Below are 20173 nucleotides of genomic sequence, written 5' to 3'. Positions count from 1 at the left end.
GCGGTCACGGGGGCGCCGTCCCCAGCCAGAGCCGGCCCATGAGCGAGCTGCCGCCGGGTGTGCCGACCGGCTCCCACCGGGTGCGCCAGCCGTCGGCGTGCAGTTGCACGACCACGGCGCCGAGCAGCGCCCCGAGGTTGAGCGCGGAGGTCACCGTCGCCCGGTCGGGCAGGTGGACGTCGACCACGCCGTCCTCCTCGCCGCCGTAGCGCAGGACGACGGGGAACTCCGGCAGCGCGGCGCTGGCGACCCGGAACGCCTCGGCGACGGCGGCCAGCTCGCCGTCGCGCGGCAGCAGGTCCTCGGCCGGCGCGCGGGAGGCGACCAGGTCGCGGCTGCCGTACGGGAAGAGGTCGCCGGGGCCCAGCCGGACCAGCGGCCGGGTGCCCGGGTCCTCGCCGGCCGGCCGCCGCAGGGGCAGCCCGCGGACCACCGCGACCGGGACCCCCGCGAGCTTGCCCTTGACCAGGTCGGCGGCCGAGGCCAGCTCGTCGACGACGGCGACCTGCGTCGTCTCCAGGGTGTTGCCGTGCCGGTCGACCGCGCCGCGGAAGTCCTCGAGGGGGGCGATGCCGGCCGCGCCGACCGCGACGTCGGTGAGCCCCTCCCGCCAGGCGCGCCCGAAGGTGTCGCTGACGACGACGGCGACGTCCACGCCGAGCAGCTCGGCCAGCCGCGTGCGCAGGTCGCTCGCGGAGGCGTCGGCGTCCTCGGGGAGCAGCACGAGCGCGTCGCCGGGGACGTTGGAGGCGTCGATGCCGGCCGCGGCCACCACCCAGCCGTGCCGGGTCTCGACGATGCGCAGCGGCCCGCGCCGGGCCACGACCCGCACCGACTCCGCGTCGATCGCCCGCTGGCGCGCGGCCTCGCGGTCCTCGCCCGGCTCGACGCGGACCAGCCGGCCCTCCACCTTGGAGACCACCTTGCTCGTGACGACGACGACGTCGCCGTCGGCCAGCCAGGGGGCGGCCGCCGCGATCGCCCCGGCCAGGTCGTCGCCGGGGGAGAACTCGGGCAGGCCGGGGACGGGGTGGACCGAGTAGCCGGCCGGTGGTTCAGCGGACACCGGCGGCGTCCAGGGTGGCGCGGGCGAGGGCCGCGGTCGTGTCCGGGTTCGACATGAGCAGCGGCACCCGGCGGACGTCGACCCCGGGGATCTCGGCGGTGTCCTCCGGCGCCACCAGCCACGCGTCGAGCAGTCCGCCGTCCGCGCGGGCGCCGTAGTGCCGCCCGACCCCCTCCGCGCTGACCTCGATGCCGAGCACGGGCAGGCACTTGTCGGCCATCCCGCGGACGACGGCGCCGCCGACGATGGGGGAGACGCCGACGATCCGGCCCGGGGTGGCCAGCAGCGCGTCCCGCAGCCCGGGCACGCCGAGGATCGTGCCGATCGACACGACGGGGTTGCTCGGGGCGAGGAGGACGGCGTCCGCGGAGGCGAGGGCCTCGGTCACTCCGGGTGCTGGGCGCGCCGACTCGACCCCGACCTGCACGAACGACCGGGGTGGCAGCTCCGCCCGGTAGCGCACCCACCACTCCTGGAAGTGCAGGGCCCGCTGCCGGCCGTCCTCGGGGTCGGTGACGACGACGTGCGTCTCGACCCGCTCGTCGCTCATCGGCAGCACCGTGACCCCGGGCTGCCAGCGGTCCGCAAGTGCCGCGGTGACCTGCGACAACGGGTAGCCGGCGTCGAGCATCCGGGTGCGGATCAGGTGGGTGGCGAGGTCGCGGTCGCCGAGCCCGAACCAGTCCGGATCAGCGCCGTAGCCGGTCAGCTCCTCCTTGACCGTCCAGCTCTCACCCGCCCGGCCCCAGCCGCGTTCCTCGTCGATGCCGCCGCCGAGCGTGTAGACCACGCTGTCGAGATCGGGGCAGATGCGCAGGCCGTGCAGCGTGACGTCGTCGCCGGTGTTGACGATCGCCGTGATCCCGGCCTCCGGGGCCGCCGCCCGCAACCCCCGGAGGAAGCGGGCTCCCCCCACCCCTCCGGCCAGAACGACGAAGTCCACGAAACGCATCGTGCCGCATGGCAGTTGTCGACTGTTCACCCGGCGTGTCGGGTGCCCTGGCGAGAAAGTGACGAACAGGCGTGACACCTGGGGTTTCTGTGGCGATCCGCTTACAACGAGCGAAGTTGACGGCCTTGCAACGACACGCGTGTAATTCCCGCGGTGTCATCGCGTGCAGCGGTCCGGGAGAGTCCCGGGGGCCGCGCCGTGGGGCGACAGCGAGAGGGGACGCATCGTCATGGCGGAGGTGTCGTGGTTGAGCGACTACATGGGCACGGGTGACCGGTCCGCCGACCGGTTCGGCCTGGGTTCCGACCGCGGCGTCGTCGGCCCTCTGGGCGGCGGCCCGGGGATCGCGGGCCTGCTGGGCATCGGCCTGGAGGCCGACGCCCAGTCGTGGCAGGAGCGGGCGCTGTGCGCCGAGACCGACCCGGAGGCGTTCTTCCCCGAGAAGGGCGGCTCGACGCGCGAGGCCAAGAAGATCTGCACCGGCTGCGAGGTCAAGGCCGAGTGCCTGGAGTACGCGCTGGCCAACGACGAGCGCTTCGGCATCTGGGGCGGGCTCTCCGAGCGCGAGCGGCGCCGCCTGCGCCGCCGCGCCGTCTAGCCACCCCCCCCGAGGGCTCCCCACAGCCGCCGACCGTTCCGGTCGGCGGCTGTGGTCGTATGAGGGCGTGGGAGCCCGGGTCGTGCGCGGTCGCGAACGGGTGGTCCGGGAGATCCGCGCGGCGGCCCCGCTCATGGCCCGGTTGCGCGCGCCGATCCCGGCCCGCGGGCCGTGGCTGACCGCCGTCCTGACCGCCTCGGCCGTGGCCCGGCCGGTCGCCGTCGTGGTGGAGCCGCACCCCCTGGACGCGCCGGTGGGCCTGGCGCTGCTCGACCTCCGCTCCCGGGGGGTCGTCGTGGAGGCCACCCTGCTCGGCGGCGCGCCGGCCGCCCTCGCCCCGACCGGTCGGCCGCCGGCCCGGCTGCTCGCCGCCGATCCCGATGCCGCCGCCCAGCTCGCCGCCGGTGTGCTCGACCTCCTCGACGGCCTGCGCCGGCCGTGGACGCTGCGGTTCGCCGGCCTGCCGCTGGGCTGCCCCACCACCCCGGCACTCGCCGCCGGGACGCCGACCGCCGCCTTCGGCAGCGCCCGCAGCGAGCAGCTGGTCGACGCGCTCGACGAGCTCGGGCCGGTGTCCCGGACGACCGATCCGCGCGCCCTCGACAGGGCGCTGCCGGCCCTCCTGGCCGCCGAGCCGGAACGGCGGGCCCGCACCTTCCTGCGCACGGCGGCTCGGGTGCACGCCGCCATCGGCCAGCTCGAGCTCGCGGTGGTCGGGTCTCCCGAGCGGCCGCGCGCGGCGCTGCTCACGCTGCTCGAGGGCGGCGACCGCTGGCCGTGGTGGGGCACCGCGCCGGACGGCGGACTGCGGCGGGCGATGGGCTCGCCCCTGGTCTCGCTGACCGCGACCGGCGGCCCGCGTCCGCGGCTGCCCTGGACCCCGTGGCCGGCCGCTGCGTGAGGGTCAGCCGCCGGGGTGCAGCGCGGTCCCGTCGCCGTCCAGGGACGCGGTGAGCCCGCCGGCGAGGGACAGCTCGCCGGAGGCCGCCGTCCACCCGTCCGGCAGCTGCCGGCCCGGCCGCAGCGTGACGACCAGGTCGTAGACCCGGCCGGTGTACACGGCGTCGCCGCTCGGCGGCCGGACGTAGGTCGGGAACCGGCCGTGCAGTCGCAGGCCGTCGCCGACCCGGGCCGCCCGGAGCGCCGGCGCCGGCAGGTCGGCGTACTGGGCCGCGGTGGCCCGGCAGCCGGCCGCGGCGGGATCGGCGGGCGGCCGGTCGGTCATGCAGTTCCAGGTCGGCAGCTGCACGTGGGCCTGCGCCGTCGTCGGGTCGGTCAGGGCCACGGTCAGGGTCGGGTAGGTGACGGTGATCCCGGCCGGGTGGCGCTCGAGGACGACGCCGCCGAACGCCCCCCGCGCGGCCAGGGCACCGGTGGCGGTGGCCGGCGCGGGCGGCGGGCTCCCGGACGCCGGGGCGCGGTCGGCTGCCGCCGCGACCGCCGCCACCGTCGCGGCCGCGACGACCAGCAGCAGCGCCAGCAGGGCCATGAGGGTCAGCATCCGCACCGGGTTGCTCCCGGCACCGGACGTCGCCGGAACCGCCCGCGCGGCCACCCCCGACGGCACCGGCCGCGCCTGGGGGAACCCGGGCGGGTGCTCGCGGAAGGAGGGCAGGTCGTCGTCGGGGTAGGAGCCCGGAGGTGGCGGCTGCGCCGGGCTCGCCGCCGGGTTGTGCGGACGGCGCCACGAGATCACCAGCGCCACCGCCAGCGCGAGCGCGAGGACGCCGACGGCGACGGCGATCCCGAGCGGGAGGGCCGGCCCGTTCGCCGTCTGGACGTCCATCGGGCTCAGCATCGCAGGACCCGGTGGTGCCTCCGCTGCCCACCGTCGTCCGGGAGCTAGCCGGTCGGGTCGATCTCCTCCGGATCGCGGCCCAGCAGCACGGCGACCTGGTCGACGACGACGTCGCGCACCAGGTCGGCGAGGTCGTCGCGGTCGTGCGCGCGGATCTCCAGCGGCCGGCGGTAGACGATGATCCGTGGCGGGACGTCGCGGCCGTTCTCCCGGTGCGCCGGCAGCACGCGGGCCAGCGGGACGCTGTCGTCGTCCAGGACGTCGGCGTCCAGCACGACCTCCTCGGGGCTGGTGTGCTCGACCCAAGGCACGTCCTCGACCGCGAACTCCACGCCCGCCAGCTCCCGCTCCCAGCGCCGCTCGAGGTCCTCGACGGCGTCGAGCACGAGGTCGTCGAACCGCTCGGCGCGGCTGCGGGCCAGCGGCACCCCGTCGGGCACCAGGCGTCCCCGCAGCCCGCGCCCGTGGCGGTCGCGGCGGGATCGGGAGGGTGGTCGGGTCATGTCGGGTGCGAGCGTACGGCCGCCCGGGTGCCGCGGTCCTGCTCAGCGCGGTGGGCGCGGCGCGACCGGGGGTGGAAACCCGAGAGGTCATCGTGCAGGATGGTGCCTCCGCCCCGAGACCTCTCCCGATATTCACGGTGCGCCTGCTGCCAAGTCGGCGTATGCACTATTACTGTGCCCAGCGTGAGGAACCGGTGGTGAGGCAGTCACGTCGCTGCTCGCGCAGCGGCTGCGCGCAACCGGCGGCGGCGACCTTGACCTACGTCTACGCCGAGTCGACCGCTGTCGTCGGTCCGTTGGCCACGTTCTCCGAGCCGCACAGCTACGACCTGTGCGAGTTCCACGCCCAGCGGCTGACCGTGCCGCGGGGCTGGGAGGTCGTGCGCCACGAGATCGACGTCGAGGACTCCGGCCCGACCGGCGACGACCTGCTGGCCCTCGCCGACGCCGTCCGTGAGGCGGCCCGCCCCGAGCCGCCGCGCAACCCGGCCGACGACGGCTCCGGCACCCGCCGCGGACACCTGCGGGTCCTGCCCGATCTCCCGTAGGGCCGCGTCCACAGCTCCCTTATAGGGTTTCGGCTGTGCCGGACCTCTCCTCGATCGTCAAGGCCTACGACGTCCGCGGGGTCGTGCCCGACCAGTGGGACGAGGACGTCGCCCGCGCGCTCGGGGCCGCCTTCGCCGAGTTCGTCTCCGCCGAGAGCGGCGCGAGCACCATCGTCACCGCGCACGACATGCGCGAGTCGTCGGTGCCCCTGTCCCGGGCCTTCGCCGAGGGCGTGATCAGCCGCGGCGTCGACGTGATCGAGGCCGGGCTCGGCTCGACCGATCTGCTGTACTTCGCCGCCGGCTCCCTCGACGTGCCCGGCGCGATGTTCACCGCCAGCCACAACCCCGCCCAGTACAACGGCATCAAGCTGTGCCGGGCCGGCGCGGCGCCGATCGGTCAGGAGTCCGGTCTGGTGCAGATCCGCGAGCTGGCCGAGCGCGACTCCTACGACCGCGAGCCCGAACGGGTCGGCGAGGTCACCTCCCGCGACCTGCTGCCCGAGTACGCCGCCCACCTCCGCTCGCTGGTCGACCTCTCGTCGATCCGCCCGCTCCGGGTGGTCGTCGACGCCGGCAACGGCATGGGCGGGCACACGGTCCCCGTCGTCCTCGACGGGCTGCCGCTCACCGTCGTCCCGCTGTACTTCGAGCTCGACGGCTCCTTCCCCAACCACGAGGCCAACCCGCTCGACCCGGCCAACCTGGTCGACCTGCAGGCGGCGGTCCGCGAGCACGGGGCCGACCTCGGGCTGGCCTTCGACGGCGACGCCGACCGCGTCTTCGTCGTCGACGAGCGCGGCGAGGCGGTCCCGCCGTCGGCGATCACCGCGCTGGTCGCCGTCCGGGAGCTGGCCAAGGGCCGCGGGACGACGATCATCCACAACCTGATCACCTCGCGGGCGGTGCCGGAGATCGTGCGCGAGCACGGCGGCGAGCCGGTCCGCACGCGGGTCGGGCACTCCTTCATCAAGGCCGAGATGGCCCGCACCGACGCCGTCTTCGGGGGCGAGCACTCGGCGCACTACTACTTCCGCGACTTCTGGCGCGCCGACACCGGCATGCTCGCGGCGATGCACGTGCTGGCCGCGCTCGGCGAGCAGTCCCGGCCGCTGTCGGAGCTGGCCGGGGCGTACTCCCGCTACGCCGCCTCCGGCGAGATCAACTCGACGGTGGCCGACGCCGCGGAGCGCACGGCCGCCGTCCGCAAGGCCTACGAGGAGACCGACGGCGTCACCGTCGACGAGCTCGACGGGCTCACCGTCACGCTGCCCGACGGGTCCTGGTTCAACCTGCGGGCCAGCAACACCGAGCCGCTGCTGCGGCTCAACGTGGAGGCACCCGACGCCGCCCGCATGGCGGAGCTGCGGGACCGAGTCTTGGAGATGGTGCGCGCATGACCACTGGACCTCTGGGCCTCGACCCCGTCCTGCTCGAGATCCTCGCCTGCCCCGACACCCACCACACCCGGCTGGAGGTCGACGAGCCGGCCGGCGAGCTCGTGTGCCCGACCTGCTCGCGCGCGTTCCCGGTGCGCGACGGCATCCCCGTGCTACTGCTGGACGAGGCCCGGCAGAGATGACGTCGCCGGAGCTCGCCGAGGAGGTCCTCGACGACCTCGACCTGCTCCGCGCCCGCGATCCCCGCGGACTGCTCCCCGCGGTCGCCGGTGCCGGCGCCCAGGTGCGCGAGACCTCGCGGCTGACCGAGGAGGCCGGCCTGGAACGGGTCACCGCCGGCGGCCGGCCGCGCGGGCTGGTGATCGTCGCCCGCCGCGAGGGCGCGGTCGCCGCCTCGGTGCTGCGCGCGCTTCTGGGACCGAGCAGCCCGGTCACGGTGGACGTCGTCCCGGGACCGGTGCTGCCGGTGTGGACCGGCCCGACCGACATCGCCGTCGTCGCGACCCGGACCGGTGCCGGGCGGTACGCCGTCGGGCCCGCCTACGACGCCGCCCGCCGCGGTGTGGCCCTGCTGGGCATCGGCGCCGAGGGTGCGCCGCTGCACGCCGCCTGCTCGAGCGCCCGGGCGCCCTACGTCGCCCTGCCCTCCTCGCGGGTCCGGCACACCACGCTGTGGTCGATGCTCACCCCGCTGCTGCGGCTGGCCGTCGACCTCGGGCTGCTGGCCGAGTCGACCGCCGACTGCGAGGCCGTCGCGGCGGCGCTCGACGAGGTGGCCGGTGAGTGCGGCCCGGCCCAGGAGTCCTTCGTGAACCCGGCGAAGACGCTGGCGCTCGAGCTGCTCGACGCGCTGCCGGTCATCGCCGCCGAGGGCCCGCTCGCGGGGGCCGCCGCGACCCGGATCGCCGACCAGCTGGCCACGCTCGCCGGGCTGCCCGTGGCGAGCTTCCGGCTGCCCGACCAGCGGGTGGCCGCCGAGGCCGTCCTCGGCGGTCCGCTGACCGCCTCCGACGGGGCGGACGACTTCTTCCGCGACCGGGCCGAGGACACCGGCCGGCGGCTGCGGCTGCTCACCATCCGCGACACCGACGCCGGCGCGGCCGACGCCGCGGAACGCGAACCGCGCTCGGCCGCCGAGGCGATGAGCGAGGTGCTGCGCACCGCCACGGCGCACAACGTCCCGGTCAGCGCGCTGGCCGAGCACGGCGAGCCCGAGCGCTACCCCCGGCTCCCGCGACTGGCCCGCCAGCTGGCCGTCGCCGACTTCAGCGCCGTCTACCTGGCGCTGGCACTCGACTCCGAGAGGGCACACCACGGATGACCACCGAATCGGCGCCCGCCGCGACGGCCGACACCCACGGCGGGGGCGGCGGGCACGGCGGCGGCACCGTGGCGATCATCGCGGCCCTGCTGGCCAACCTCGGCATCGCAGTCGCCAAGTTCGTCGCCTTCTTCGTCACCGGAGCCTCTTCGATGCTCGCCGAGGGCATCCACTCGGTGGCCGACTCCGGCAACCAGGTGCTGCTGCTCGTCGGCGGCAAGCGCGCCCAGCGCGCGGCCACGCCCGAGCACCCGTTCGGCTTCGGCCGCGACCGTTTCGTCTACGGCTTCCTCGTCGCGATCGTGCTGTTCAGCGTCGGTGGCCTGTTCGCGATCTACGAGGGCGTGCACAAGCTGCAGCACCCCGAGCAGCTGGAATCGCCGATCTGGGCGATCGGCGTGCTCGTCATCGCGATCGTGCTCGAGGGCTTCTCGCTGCGCACGGCTCTCAAGGAGACCAACGAGATCCGGCGGCCGGGGGAGAGCTACTGGCAGTTCATCCGGCACGCCCGGGCCCCGGAGCTGCCCGTCGTCCTGCTGGAGGACACCGCGGCCGAGACCGGCCTGTTCTTCGCGCTGCTGGGTGTGGGGCTCTCCGCGCTGACCGGTGAGCCGGTCTTCGACGCGCTGGGCACGATCCTGATCGGCCTCCTGCTCGTCGCCGTGGCGGCGATCCTCGGGGTGGAGACCAAGAGCCTGCTGCTCGGCGAGGCGGCCGCACCGCACGTGCAGCGCAGCATCGTGGACGCGCTGGAAGGCGGCGACCACACGCTGTCGGTCATCCACATGCGCACCCAGCACCTCGGGCCCGAGGAGCTGCTCGTCGGCGCCAAGATCGCCGTCCGCCACGACGAGACGGCCGTGAGCATCGCGCACGCGATCGACGAGGCCGAGGCGCGGATCCGCGCGGCCGTCCCCGAGGCCCGGGTCATCTACCTGGAGCCCGACATCCGCCGGCCCGGCGCCGAGCCGCAGCCCGGAGAGCCCTCTGCCGTCCCGGAGTGACCGGCCTCACAGCACACTGCGGCCGGTGCGGGGGACAGTCGAGGACGTGAGTCGGACCGAGCTCTCGCCGCAGCGGCGGCGGGCGGATCGCGCCCGCCTGCCCGACGAGGTGGTCGACGTCGTCGTCATCGGGGGCGGGGTGACCGGCGCCGGGGCGGCGCTGGACGCCGCCAGCCGCGGGCTGTCGGTCGCGCTGCTCGAGGCCCGCGACTGGGCCGCCGGGACGTCGAGCCGCTCCAGCAAGCTCATCCACGGCGGCCTGCGCTACCTCGAGCAGTTCGCCTTCCCGCTGGTGCACGAGGCGCTGCACGAGCGCGCCCGGCTGGTGCAGACGATCGCGCCGCACCTGGTGACCCCCCTGCCGTTCCTGCTGCCGCTGACCGCGCCGGTCTGGCAGCGCGCCTACTACGGCGCCGGGGTGGCGCTCTACGACGTGCTGGGCGCCGCGCTCGCCGCCGACCGCGGGATCCCGACCCACCGGCACCTGTCCCGCCGGGCCACGCTGGAGGCGTTCCCGGCGCTGCGCGGCGACGCCGTCCACGGCGCGATCCGCTACTGGGACGCCCAGGTGGACGACGCCCGGCACACCCTCGCCGTCGTCCGGACGGCGGCGGGGTACGGCGCGCGGGTGCTGTCCAGCGCGCGGGTCACCGGCCTGCTGCGCGAGGGCGGCGGCGCACAGGCGCCCGTGGTCGGCGTCCGCGTGGCCGACCTGACCGACGGCTCCTCCTTCACCGTCCGGGCTCGCAGCGTGATCGCCGCGACCGGGGTCTGGAGCGACGACGTCGGCGCCATGCTCGGGGTGGAGGCGCCCAGCCTGCGGGTGCGCGCCTCGAAGGGCGTGCACCTCGTGCTGCCGCGCTCGGCGATCCCCGGCAACGAGATCGCGCCGACCGGGCTCATCCTGCGGACGCCGACCAGCGTGCTGTTCGTCATCCCGTGGGGCGGCCACTGGATCGTCGGCACCACCGACACCCCCTGGCGGCTGGACCGCGCGCACCCCGCCGCGAGCAGCGCCGACATCGACTACCTGCTCGGTCAGCTCAACCAGGTGCTGACCACGCCGGTGACGGCGGCCGACATCGTCGGCGTGTACGCCGGCCTGCGCCCGCTGCTGGCCGGCGAGGCCGACCAGACCAGCCGGCTGTCGCGCGAGCACGCCGTCGTGACGCCCGTGCCGGGGCTGGTGCTGGTCGCCGGCGGCAAGTACACGACCTACCGGGTCATGGGCTCCGACGCGGTCGACGCCGCGGTCGCCGGGCTGCCCGGCGTGCCCGACTCCCGCACCGCGCACCTGCCGCTGGTCGGCGCCCACCGCTGGGCCGACGTCCGCGACGCCGGCCCGCGCCTGGCGGAGGCCCACGGGCTGACCGAGGACGCCGTCGAGCGGCTGCTGCACCGCCACGGCGACCGGATCGGCGACGTCCTCGCCCTCGCCGGGCAGGACCCGCTGCTCGCCCGCCCGCTGGAAGGCGCTCCGGACTACCTCGCCGCCGAGGTGGTGCACGCGGTGACGGCCGAGGGCGCCCGGCACGTCGACGACGTCCTCACCCGGCGCACCCGGGTGTCGATCGAGACCGTGCACCGGGGTGTGGAGTCCGTCCCCGAGGTGGCCCGGCTCATGGCCGGCCCCCTCGGCTGGGACGACGAGCGGCGCGAGCGCGAGGTCGAGCACTACCGAGCGCGGGTGGCTGCCGAGCGCGAGTCGCAGCGGATGCCCGACGACCGGACCGCGGATGCGGCCCGTCTGGGCGCTCCCGACGTGCGCGCGGCTGCAGTCTGACCCCATGGGGGGATGGGGTCGGAGCAGAAGCGTGACGATGCAAGGGATGTGCAGCCCTCGCCAGTAGTCTCGGCCCTGATGTGGCCTCTGACCAGCACGGTGCGCGACTACCCCTGGGGTAGCCGCACCGTCATCCCGGAACTCCTCGGTGAGCCGGTGCCCTCGGAGCACCCGCAGGCCGAGCTCTGGATGGGGGCCCACCCCGACAACCCCAGCCGGCTGCCCGACGGGCGCGGACTGGACGTCGCGATCGCCGCCGACCCGCAGCGGCTGCTCGGCGAGGCGGTCATCGGGCGCTTCGGCCCGCGCCTGCCCTTCCTCATGAAGGTGCTCGCCGCCGAGGGCAACCTCTCGCTGCAGGCGCACCCGACGACCGAGCAGGCCGAGGCCGGCTTCGCCGCCGAGGAGGCGGCCGGGGTCCCGAAGGACGACCCCACCCGCACGTTCAAGGACCCGTACCACAAGCCCGAGCTGCTGCTGGCGCTGACGACCTTCGAGGCCCTGTGCGGGTTCCGCCCGGTCGAGGAGTCGCTGCACTGCCTGGCCAAGCTGCAGCTCCCGGAGCTCAAGCCGACGATCGCCGCGCTGGCCCGCGGCGGGCTGCGCGCGGCGATCCCACAGCTGCTGGCGCTGTCGGAGAAGCGGCGCGGCTCGCTCGTGGACGCGGTCGCGGCCAGGGCGGCGGAGTTCGTCGCCGCGCACGACCCGGAGTTCATCAACACCTACCGGTGGGCGGCCACGCTGGCGCAGTCGCACCCGGCCGACCCCGGCGTCGTCATCTCGCTGATGTGCAACCACCTCAAGCTCGCCCCCGGCGAGGCGGTGTTCCTGCCCGCCGGCAACCTGCACGCCTACCTGTCCGGCGCCGGCATCGAGGTCATGGCGAGCTCGGACAACGTGCTGCGGGGCGGCCTGACGACCAAGCACGTCGACCTGGCCGCGCTCATCGAGGTGCTCGACTTCTCCGACGGCCGGATCCCGGTCCTGCACCCGGTCCTCGGGCCCGGCGGGCTGCGCTACCCGGTGCCGGTCGACGACTTCGACCTCACCCGGGTGCAGCTCGACGACGGCGCCGGCGTGCTCACCACCCGGGGGCCGCAGGTCGTCCTCTGCTTCGAGGGCAGGGCGGTCCTGGCCTCGGCCGACGGCGAGCTCGTGCTCGAGCAGGGCCGGGCCGCCTTCGTGCCGGCCGGCGCCCCGGTCACCGCCTCGGGCCCCGCCGTCCTCTACCGGGCGACCACCGCGCTCTCCTGATCAGCCCCCTCTGCGGGTTATCCTCGGGGACGGCACGAGCCCCGCCGAAGCCTCGGCATGCTCGCTCTCCCTTGACGCGAACCCTCGAACCCGGTCCGCGGTGGGCCGGGTCGATCCCTGGAGCGACATGACCGCCAGCACTGGCACACGTGTACTGACCGACGGTGACTTCAAGGTCGCCGACCTCTCCCTGGCCGCGTTCGGCCGCAAGGAGATCCGCCTCGCCGAGCACGAGATGCCCGGCCTCATGGCCCTGCGCGAGGAGTTCGGCGAGGAGCAGCCGCTGGCCGGCGCCCGCATCGCCGGCTCGCTGCACATGACCATCCAGACCGCCGTCCTCATCGAGACGCTGAAGGCGCTCGGGGCCGACGTGCGCTGGGTCAGCTGCAACATCTTCTCCACCCAGGACCACGCCGCCGCGGCGATCGTCGTCGGCGACGGCACCCCGGAGCGGCCCGCTGGCGTCCCGGTGTTCGCCTGGAAGGGCGAGACGCTGGAGGACTACTGGTGGTGCACCCAGCGCCTGTTCGAGTTCCGCGACGAGTCCGGGACCGTCGTCGGCCCGAACATGCTCCTGGACGACGGCGGCGACGCCACGCTGCTGGTCCACCTCGGCACCCGGTTCGAGGCCGACGGCGTCGTCCCGGACACCACCGAGGCCGACTCCGAGGAGTACGGCGTGATCCTGGCCGCGCTGCGCGAGAGCCTGGCCGAGGACCCGCAGCGCTGGACCCGCATCGGGCAGGGCATCAAGGGCGTCACCGAGGAGACCACCACCGGCGTGCTGCGGCTCTACGAGCTCGCCCGCGACGGCCGGCTGCTGTTCCCGGCCATCAACGTCAACGACTCGGTGACCAAGAGCAAGTTCGACAACCTCTACGGCTGCCGGCACTCGCTCATCGACGGCATCAACCGGGCCACCGACGTGATGATCGGCGGCAAGGTCGCCGTCGTCTGCGGCTACGGCGACGTCGGCAAGGGCTGCGCCGAGTCGCTGCGCGGCCAGGGCGCCCGGGTGATCATCACCGAGATCGACCCGATCAACGCGCTGCAGGCCGCCATGCACGGCTTCGAGGTGACCACCCTCGACGAGGTGATCGGCAAGGCCGACATCATCATCACGGCCACCGGCAACAAGGACATCATCACCGCCGAGCAGCTGGCCCGGACCAAGCACCAGGCGATCGTGGGCAACATCGGCCACTTCGACAACGAGATCGACATGGCCGGCCTGGCCCGCACGCCCGGCATCGAGAAGACCAACATCAAGCCGCAGGTCGACGAGTGGCGCTTCGCCGACGGCCACACGATCATCGTGCTCTCCGAGGGCCGGCTGCTGAACCTCGGCAACGCCACCGGGCACCCCAGCTTCGTGATGAGCGCCTCGTTCTCCAACCAGACGCTGGCGCAGATCGAGCTGTGGACCAACCGCGCGCAGTACGAGGGCAGGACCCCCGGCGTGACCGTGCTGCCCAAGAAGCTCGACGAGCACGTCGCCCGGCTGCACCTGGACGCCCTCGGCGTGAAGCTCACCGAGCTGACCAAGGTGCAGGCCGACTACCTCGGTGTCCCGATCGAGGGCCCCTACAAGAGCGACCACTATCGATACTGATCAGCCCCTTCAGGGGTAGATGACGCCACCCGGCCGGGTGTCTCCGGCCGGGTGGCGTCGTCTTTCGCGCTCGACAGCGCAGAATGGGCGCCGTGCCCCCCACCGCTCCGCAGAACGGGCCGAGCCGAGGCCGTGTCCTGGTCGTCGACGACGACGCTGCCCTGGCCGAGATGCTCGGGATCGTCCTCCGTCGCGAGGGCTACGAACCGGCCTTCGTCTCCGACGGCAACCGGGCGGTCGGCGTCTTCCAGCAGACGCGCCCCGACATCGTCCTGCTGGACCTGATGCTGCCGGGCCGCAACGGCCTGCAGATCTGCCAGGACATCCGCCAGCAGTCGACCGTGCCGATCGTGATGCTGACCGCCAAGGGCGACACGATCGACGTCGTCCAGGGGCTGGAGGCCGGCGCCGACGACTACGTCACCAAGCCGTTCAAGCCGGTCGAGCTGGTCGCCCGCGTGCGGGCCCAGCTGCGCCGCGGCGAGACCGGCCAGGCCGAGAACCTCGCCATCGGCGACGTGCAGATCGACGTCCCCGCCCACCAGGTCACCCGCGACGGCGTGCCGATCCAGCTGACCCCCCTGGAGTTCGACCTGCTGGTCGCGCTGGCCCGCAAGCCGCGCCAGGTGTTCACCCGCGAGCTGCTCCTCGAGCAGGTGTGGGGCTACCGGCACGCAGCGGACACCCGGCTCGTTAACGTCCACGTGCAGCGGCTGCGAGCCAAGATCGAGCGCGACCCGGAGAAGCCGGAGGTCGTGCTGACCGTGCGTGGGGTGGGCTACAAGGCCGGCCCGCCGTGATCGAGTGAGTTCTGTGCACGACGGCCGGACGACGACGGCCGAGAGCTCCACCGGCACGCTGGACTCCGATCCGGAGGCGCCCGCGCGGCCACGCATCGCCCCGATCGCGCCGGCGGCCGACGAGCCCGAGGGTCCGCCCGAGCCGCTGCTGCCCCGGATCGGGCGGGAGGCCTCCCGCTCGGCCGCGGAGACCGGTCGGCGCGCGAGCGATCTGGTCCGGCGCCTGTCGGCGCGCGTGGTGCGGTCCTGGCGCTCCTCGCTGCAGGTGCGCATCGGCGCGATCACGATGGCCGTCGCCGGCACCGTCGTGATCATCGTCAGCATCGTGCTGTTCAGCCAGATCCGCGACCAGCTGCTGTCGGTGAAGCGGCAGGCCGCGATCGGCCAGGCGCAGGCCGGCGTCGACTACGCGCAGACGCAGGTCGCCGGCATCGCGGCCGGTGACGCGGCCAGCGTCCGCTCCACGCTCAACCGCACCGTGCAGCAGCTGAAGGCGCGCGCCGGTGCGGCCGGCGACTTCGACGTCGTCATGGTCTACGGGACCGGCGGCACCGAGCGCACCGGGACCAGCCGGGGCTCGGTCTGGCCGGCGGTGCCCGACGACCTGCGCGCGGAGGTCGAGTCCGGCGGCCAGTTCTACCGGTACGCGATGGTGCCCGACGAGACCGGCACGGAGCAGCCGACGCTGCTCATCGGCCTGGCCGTGCCCGGCGACGCCGGCAGCACCGAGCGGATCGCGCTCTACTACGCCTTCCCGCTGGACCAGGAAGCCGAGAGCCTCTCGCTGATCCGCAGCACGGTCATCTACAGCGGCACCGCCCTGACGCTCATCGTCGTCGGCATCGGCGTCCTGGTCACCCGGCTGGTCGTCGACCCGGTGCGGCGGGCCGCCGGCACCGCGCAGCGGCTGGCCGAGGGCCAGCTCGAGGAGCGCATGCTCGTCCGCGGCGAGGACGACCTCGCCCGGCTGGCGACCAGCTTCAACGCGATGGCCGACAGCCTGCAGCGGCAGATCACCCAGCTCGAGGGGCTCTCGCAGCTGCAGCAGCGGTTCACCTCCGACGTCTCCCACGAGCTGCGCACCCCGCTGACCACGGTGCAGATGGCCGCCGACGTCCTGTACGAGTCGCGCGGGGACTTCTCCGCCCAGGTGTCGCGGTCCGCCGAGCTGCTGCGCGCCGAGCTGGACCGGTTCGAGGGGCTGCTGACCGACCTGCTGGAGATCAGCCGGTACGACGCCGGCGCCGCCGTCCTGGAGGCCGAGGCCACCGACCTCGGCGCGCTGATCGGCCGGGTGGTCGACGGGATGACCCCGCTGGCCGAGATGCACGACACGCGGCTGGTGGTCCGCGCGCCGGCCGGCGAGATCATCGCCGACGTCGACGCCCGCCGGGTGGAGCGGATCCTGCGCAACCTCGTCGGCAACGCGATCGAGCACGGCGCCGGCCAGCCGGTGGAGATCACGCTCGCCTCCAACCCGACCGCGGCCGCCGTGACCGTGCGCGACTTCGGCGTCGGGCTCTCGCCGGCCGAGGCGCAGCACGTGTTCGACCGGTTCTGGCGGGCCGATCCGTCGCGGGTGCGCACCGTCGGCGGCAGCGGGCTGGGCCTGTCCATCAGCCTGGAAGACGCCCGGCTGCACGGCGGCTGGCTGCAGGTCTGGGGCCAGCAGGGCGCCGGGGCGCAGTTCCGGCTCACCCTGCCGCTGACCGCGGGCGGTGAGCTGACCAGCTCGCCGCTGCCGCTGCGGCCGACGATCGTGCGCCGGCCGGGGAGCCCGACGGCACCGGAGGCGCGGCCGTGAGGCGGCGGCTGGTCCCGGCGCTGGCGGTGCTGGCCACGCTGCTCGTCGGCTGCTCGACCGTGCCGACCAGCTCTCCGAACGTGGTGATCACGCAGGCCCCGAACCGCTCCGACGAGCCGGTCGGGATCGAGCCGGTGTCGCCGGAGAAGGGCGCCACGCCGGAGGAGGTCGTCCGCGGGTTCATCGACGCCGCGGCCAGCTCCACCCGTCAGCACCCCGTGGCCCGGGAGTACCTCACCCCGCAGGCGGCGAAGTCGTGGTCCGACGAGACCGGCATCACGATCATCAGCCCGAGCTACTCGGCGGTGACCACGGAGGCCGGCGCGGTCCGGGTCAGCGCCGACTGGGTGGGCAACGTGGACCCGCGCGGCATCTTCAGCCTCTCCGACCAGGAGAACTACAGCCGCGAGTACACCCTCGAGAAGGTCGGCAAGGAGTGGCGGATCGCCGATCCGCCCGACGGGCTGGTCATGCTGCTGCCCGACTTCTCCCGGCTCTACGACCAGCTGCCCGCCTACTTCCTCGACCCCACCGGCCAGCGGCTCGTGCCCGATCCCCGCTACCTGATCGCCGGCGACTCGCAGCCGACCGCCCTGATCAACCGCGAGCTGGACGGCGCCTCGGCCGCGCTCGCCGCCGGGGTGAAGAACCCGCTGGAGGGAGCGCAGCTGCGGCGGGCGATCACGGTGTCCTCCCAGATCGTCACCGTCGACCTGACCGGCCTGTCGCCGAACCCGTCCCCGGAGCTCAGCGAGCTGTGCGCGCAGGTCGTCTGGACGCTGCAGCCGTTCGGGGCGCGCAGCGTCCAGGTGCTCATCGACGGCGAACCGGTCTCGATCGACGGCATCCCGTCGGTGCAGACCGTCGACACCTGGGCGTCGTACTCGCCGGAGGGCGCGGCGGTCGACGCCGTCGGGCACTACGTGTTCAACGGCGCGGTCTACACCGTCGACGGCAAGCCGGTCCCCGGTCCGGCGGGCGCTGGCGCCTACGGCCTGACCAGCGCGGCGGTGTCGGCCAACGCCGACGGCCAGCTCACGACCATGGCCGGGACGACGGCCGCCGCGGGCGGCGCGACGCTGCTCATGGGCGCCTACGGCGGCGATCTCGCCCCTGTGCTCGCCGGGGACACGCTCAGCGTGCCCACGGTCGCGGCCACCCGGGACGAGACCTGGGTGGTGCGCGGCGGCGACGAGATCGTGCGCGTGCCCGCGGGCGGCCCGGCCCAGGCCGTGGCCACGCCCACGCTGGGCGGGCTCGGCCGGGCGACGGTGCTGCAGCTCTCGCCGGACGGCGTCCGCGCGGCCGTCGTCATCGACGGCCCGGAGGGCCCGCGGCTGTACGTCGGCACGGTGAACCGAAGTCCGGACGGCGGGGTCTCGCTGCCCGACCTGCGGCAGGTCGCGCCGTCGCTGTCGCAGGTCGTGGACGTCGCGTGGCGGACCAGCAGCAGCCTGCTGCTGCTCGCCCGCGATCCGGGGCAGGCGAGGACCGTGCCGTACACGGTCGGCGTCGACGGCTGGAACCCGCAGGACGTCGGGACGGCCGGTCTGCCCAACGAGCCGACCGCGGTGGCCGCGGCACCGGACAGGCAGCCGCTGGTCAGCGCCGCCGGCTCGATCTGGGAGTTCTCCGCCGGCACGTGGGTGACGCTGATCGCCGGCCAGGAGCCGCTGCCGGGCACCGAGCCGTTCTTCCCGATGTAGATCCACAGTTCGTCCCGCCGGGTGCCCGGAGTCCGGGCACCCGCGTCACCCTTCTCGCTGTGGACTCCGCCTGGGCCGCGCTGGCCGACCTCGTGCTGCCGCGCACGTGCGCCGGCTGCGGCGTGCCCGGCGCGGTCCTCTGCCGGCGCTGCGGCCGGCTGCTCACCCGGCCGCACCTGGCCGCGCCCCGGCGCTTCCCGATCGGCTTCCCGCCGACCGTGGCGGCCGGTGCCTACGAGGGGCCGGTGCGCGCCGCCGTCCTGGCCTTCAAGGAGCGCGGGCGGCCCGAGCTCGGCCGCACGCTGGGGACGGCGCTGGCTCTGGCCACGGCATCGGTGGTGGCAGGGGTGGCGCACACCGAGCCGGTGCTGCTGGTGCCGGTGCCGCCGTCGGCGGCCGGGCTGCGCAGCCGCGGCCGCGACCACGTGCGCGAGCTGACCCGGAGCGCCGTCGCCGAGCTGCGCGCCGCGGGAGTGGCGGCGGGGGAGGCGCGGCTGCTGCGCCGGCGTGGCCGGGTGCGCGATTCCGCCGGGCTGTCGGCGGCGCAGCGGCGGGCGAACCTGGCCGGCACGTTCGTCCTGGCCGGTGCGGCGCCGTCCCGCGGGCTGCTCGTGCTGGTCGACGACGTGGTGACCAGCGGCGCCACCCTGACCGAGGCCGCCGGCGTGCTCGCGCGGACACGAACGGTGAACGCCACACCGGTGCTGGGGGCCGTCGTCGCGGCGACGCCCCGGCGTGACCCCGCGTACCTCCGCGGAACCTGAGCGTTCGGTGAACGCCGGGTAGCCACTGATCGACTGTCGTGACCGTCGGTCAGGGACTAGCGTCAAACCGATCACAGCCCGCCCAACGGGAGGTCTCATGGAGATCGTGGTCCGTGGCCGCAATGTCGAAGTCCCCGAGCATTTCCGACAGCACGTCTGGGACAAGCTCACCCCGCTCGACCGCTTCGACGGCAAGCTCAAGATCTTGCGCATCGACGTGGAGCTCTTCCACGAGAAGAACCCCCGACAGTCCGACAACTGCCAGCGCGTGGAGATCACCCTCCGCGGCAAGGGCCCGGTGGTCCGCGCCGAGGCCTGCGCACCCGACTTCTACTCCGCACTCGACCTGGCCGCGGGCAAGCTCGACGCCCGGCTGCGCAAGGCGGCCGACCGCCGCCGCGTGCACCACGGTCGCCGCACCCCCGACAGCGTCCGGCTGGCCGGCAACACCGCCGCCGACCTCGGCGCCACCGAGTCGCTCGACCTCGACCGGCAGCTCGCCGAGGGTCCGCACGTGACCGACCTCGACGAGCACCTGCCCGGGCGCATCGTGCGGGAGAAGCAGCATCCCGCCACACCCATGACCGTCGACCAGGCGCTCCACGAGATGGAGCTCGTCGGTCACGACTTCTTCATGTTCCAGTGCGCCGACACCGGTCGGCCCACCGTCGTCTACCGCCGGCACGCCTACGACTACGGGCTCATCCGCCTGGTCGACGTGCCGCAGAACGGCGCAGCGCACCAGCACGCGCCCGAGGCCGCCCCGGCCACCGTCTGATCCGGCAACGGAGGCCCAGCGCGCAGAAAACCTGCGCGCTGGGCCTCCGCTTCGTTCACTGGTTGCCGAGGATCCGGTCGACCGAGATCTCCAGGACGACGCGCAGCGGGTTCTCCCGCGGCTGCCGGTACCGCCGCGCGTAGCGGTCCTCGGCGTCCCGGACGGCGGCGGCGTCGTCCCGCACGACCGCCGTCCCCTCGAGGGTGGTCCACCGCCGTCCGTCGACCTGGCAGACGGCGACCCGCGCCGAACCGCCGCGGACGTGCCGGGCCTTGACCGACGTGCCCGACGTGATCACCCGGGCCGTGCCGGTGTCCGGGTCGAAGGTGAAGCCGACCGGGACGACGTGCGGCGTGCCGTCGGGCCGCAGCGTGGTGAGGGTGGCCAGGTGGCGCTCGGTGAGGAAGGTGAGCAGGCCGGGGCTGAGGTGGTGCAGGTCGACGGGCACGGCGGGGAGCGTACGGAGGGGTTGCGCGTTGGGT

Annotated in this window: 20 protein-coding genes; 15 read left to right on the top strand and 5 right to left on the bottom strand. The window is 74.6% G+C overall.

The window, feature by feature from the left end; genetic code table 11:
* Positions 1-4 precede the first annotated feature (4 nt).
* Together GGQ55_RS04495 and cofD are read right to left on the bottom strand one after the other, a co-directional pair.
* The gene (locus tag GGQ55_RS04495; protein WP_179715310.1) at positions 5-1066 is read right to left on the bottom strand and encodes a coenzyme F420-0:L-glutamate ligase; all 1062 of its coding nucleotides are present in this window, start codon (positions 1064-1066) and stop codon (positions 5-7) included.
* Positions 1056-2009 carry a 2-phospho-L-lactate transferase gene (gene cofD, locus GGQ55_RS04490; protein WP_179715309.1) on the bottom strand — a complete coding sequence of 318 codons (954 nt, stop codon included), beginning with the start codon at positions 2007-2009 and terminating at the stop codon, positions 1056-1058. The genes GGQ55_RS04495 and cofD overlap by 11 nt, the downstream gene beginning before the upstream one ends.
* Before the next feature lie 352 nt (positions 2010-2361).
* Here cofD and GGQ55_RS04485 point away from each other — a divergent pair, with 352 nt between their 5' ends.
* The gene (locus GGQ55_RS04485) at positions 2362-2616 is read left to right on the top strand and encodes a WhiB family transcriptional regulator (RefSeq protein ID WP_179722282.1); all 255 of its coding nucleotides are present in this window, start codon (positions 2362-2364) and stop codon (positions 2614-2616) included.
* Positions 2617-2683: 67 nt separating this feature from the next.
* Complete coding sequence (locus GGQ55_RS04480; protein ID WP_366488734.1) at positions 2684-3517, top strand: hypothetical protein; 834 nt, start codon at positions 2684-2686, stop codon at positions 3515-3517.
* Positions 3518-3520: 3 nt separating this feature from the next.
* Here GGQ55_RS04480 and GGQ55_RS04475 read toward each other — a convergent pair whose 3' ends face one another.
* On the bottom strand, positions 3521-4402 hold the full coding sequence (locus GGQ55_RS04475; protein ID WP_179715308.1) for a hypothetical protein: 882 nt from the start codon (positions 4400-4402) through the stop codon (positions 3521-3523).
* Positions 4403-4458: 56 nt separating this feature from the next.
* Complete coding sequence (locus GGQ55_RS04470) at positions 4459-4917, bottom strand: metallopeptidase family protein (RefSeq protein WP_179715307.1); 459 nt, start codon at positions 4915-4917, stop codon at positions 4459-4461.
* A 197-nt stretch (positions 4918-5114) separates the two neighbouring features.
* Between GGQ55_RS04470 and GGQ55_RS04465 the strand changes: the two genes are divergently transcribed.
* The 13 genes from GGQ55_RS04465 (at position 5115) to hpf (ending at position 19691) form a co-directional block, all read left to right on the top strand.
* The gene (locus GGQ55_RS04465; protein WP_179715306.1) at positions 5115-5465 is read left to right on the top strand and encodes a DUF3499 domain-containing protein; all 351 of its coding nucleotides are present in this window, start codon (positions 5115-5117) and stop codon (positions 5463-5465) included.
* Between the two features lie 35 nt (positions 5466-5500).
* Positions 5501-6865 (top strand): phosphomannomutase/phosphoglucomutase, encoded by a 1365-nt coding sequence (locus tag GGQ55_RS04460; RefSeq protein ID WP_179715305.1) that lies wholly within the window; start codon positions 5501-5503, stop codon positions 6863-6865.
* On the top strand, positions 6862-7047 hold the full coding sequence (locus tag GGQ55_RS04455) for a Trm112 family protein (protein ID WP_246323762.1): 186 nt from the start codon (positions 6862-6864) through the stop codon (positions 7045-7047). The genes GGQ55_RS04460 and GGQ55_RS04455 overlap by 4 nt, the downstream gene beginning before the upstream one ends.
* A complete protein-coding gene (locus GGQ55_RS27560; protein WP_179715304.1) occupies positions 7044-8186 on the top strand; it encodes an SIS domain-containing protein in 1143 nt (380 codons plus the stop codon). Before GGQ55_RS04455 ends, GGQ55_RS27560 begins: the two co-directional genes overlap by 4 nt.
* A complete protein-coding gene (locus GGQ55_RS04445) occupies positions 8183-9190 on the top strand; it encodes a cation diffusion facilitator family transporter (RefSeq protein WP_179715303.1) in 1008 nt (335 codons plus the stop codon). The genes GGQ55_RS27560 and GGQ55_RS04445 overlap by 4 nt, the downstream gene beginning before the upstream one ends.
* A 46-nt stretch (positions 9191-9236) precedes the next feature.
* Positions 9237-10973, top strand: coding sequence for a glycerol-3-phosphate dehydrogenase/oxidase (locus GGQ55_RS04440; protein ID WP_179715302.1), 1737 nt, complete (start codon positions 9237-9239; stop codon positions 10971-10973).
* Positions 10974-11051: 78 nt separating this feature from the next.
* Positions 11052-12227 carry a mannose-6-phosphate isomerase, class I gene (gene manA / locus GGQ55_RS04435; protein WP_179715301.1) on the top strand — a complete coding sequence of 392 codons (1176 nt, stop codon included), beginning with the start codon at positions 11052-11054 and terminating at the stop codon, positions 12225-12227.
* A gap of 127 nt (positions 12228-12354) precedes the next feature.
* A complete protein-coding gene (gene ahcY, locus GGQ55_RS04430) occupies positions 12355-13839 on the top strand; it encodes an adenosylhomocysteinase (RefSeq protein ID WP_179715300.1) in 1485 nt (494 codons plus the stop codon).
* Positions 13840-13922: 83 nt separating this feature from the next.
* Entirely contained in the window at positions 13923-14639 is a 717-nt protein-coding gene (gene mtrA, locus GGQ55_RS04425) for an MtrAB system response regulator MtrA (protein ID WP_179715299.1), read from the top strand.
* 4 nt (positions 14640-14643) lie between these two features.
* The gene (gene mtrB / locus GGQ55_RS04420) at positions 14644-16443 is read left to right on the top strand and encodes an MtrAB system histidine kinase MtrB (RefSeq protein WP_366488729.1); all 1800 of its coding nucleotides are present in this window, start codon (positions 14644-14646) and stop codon (positions 16441-16443) included.
* On the top strand, positions 16440-18149 hold the full coding sequence (locus GGQ55_RS04415) for an LpqB family beta-propeller domain-containing protein (protein WP_179715298.1): 1710 nt from the start codon (positions 16440-16442) through the stop codon (positions 18147-18149). Before mtrB ends, GGQ55_RS04415 begins: the two co-directional genes overlap by 4 nt.
* Positions 18150-18208: 59 nt before the next feature.
* On the top strand, positions 18209-18913 hold the full coding sequence (locus GGQ55_RS04410; protein ID WP_179715297.1) for a ComF family protein: 705 nt from the start codon (positions 18209-18211) through the stop codon (positions 18911-18913).
* A gap of 97 nt (positions 18914-19010) precedes the next feature.
* Complete coding sequence (hpf, locus tag GGQ55_RS04405; RefSeq protein WP_179715296.1) at positions 19011-19691, top strand: ribosome hibernation-promoting factor, HPF/YfiA family; 681 nt, start codon at positions 19011-19013, stop codon at positions 19689-19691.
* Positions 19692-19746: 55 nt separating this feature from the next.
* On the opposite strand, the gene GGQ55_RS04400 is transcribed toward hpf, so the two are convergent.
* Complete coding sequence (locus tag GGQ55_RS04400) at positions 19747-20139, bottom strand: pyridoxamine 5'-phosphate oxidase family protein (protein ID WP_179715295.1); 393 nt, start codon at positions 20137-20139, stop codon at positions 19747-19749.
* Positions 20140-20173: the final 34 nt, after the last annotated feature.

It is taken from the genome of Petropleomorpha daqingensis, assembly GCF_013408985.1.
Lineage (GTDB): Bacteria > Actinomycetota > Actinomycetes > Mycobacteriales > Geodermatophilaceae > Petropleomorpha > Petropleomorpha daqingensis.
The sequence above is the reverse complement of the archived record's forward strand: the minus strand, read 5'-3'. Positions and strand labels throughout refer to the sequence as shown.